Source organism: Burkholderia sp. S171, from assembly GCF_009766085.1.
Classification (GTDB): Bacteria; Pseudomonadota; Gammaproteobacteria; order Burkholderiales; family Burkholderiaceae; genus Caballeronia.
Map to the genome: position 1 here is coordinate 1 of NZ_LMUF01000052.1, position 701 is coordinate 701.

1 protein-coding gene is annotated in these 701 nt (G+C 58.1%); it reads right to left on the minus strand.

Translation table 11 applies throughout. From position 1 onward, the window contains the following. Positions 1-275: 275 nt before the first annotated feature. Positions 276-701, minus strand: a 426-nt coding sequence (locus GSQ93_RS28970; RefSeq protein WP_158939832.1) for an IS110 family transposase, incomplete at its 5' end; no start/stop codon positions are given.

Here is a 701-nt window from a genome sequence, read left to right on the forward strand (position 1 = left end):
TTTATATGAACGTCCCCGTTTGCGCCAGGGTTTCGAGCATGTAACGCAACAGGAGGTTGCAGCTTTATATTCGGCCTTGTTGCAGCCGGTTAGGCTGCGGGCCCCGATGAAATCCGCTGACTCACGCCTCATTTGTCCAGCGGGCTTGAGTGCCCACAAAGAAATTCAGGTTTGGTGAGTCCCGGTCCGACCTGTCTTGTCATCCACGCTCAATTGCCAACGCAACCTTTTATTGCTTGTACTGCGGTCATTCGATGATGCAGGGTATGACTCCTTTATGCTCGTTTAACGCTGATGTAGTCCTTCTGGTATGGCCGCTCGTGAGCCAGTACCGCCCAGATCATTCGGGCCATCTTGTTGGCTAGCGCGACCGCTGCCACATTCGCGGGCTTGCGCTCGCGTATCTGTTCAATCCATGGCCCGGGTGCCTTGGCGTGACACAGCACGCTGCGCGCGCCGTGGATCAACAAGGTGCGTAAGTAGACGTCTCCGCGCTTGCTGATGCCTAACAATTTGACCCTGCCACCGGTGCCCGTTTGCGCCGGCACCAGGCCGAGCCAGGCGGCAAACTCGCGGCCTGACTTGAAGGTCTTGGGATCGCCCATGGTGGCCACCGCCGCAGTTGCTGTGAGTACGCCCACGCCCGGGATTTCAGCTACAGCGCGACACGCCGCGTCCTCTTGCATACAGATTTTCAGACG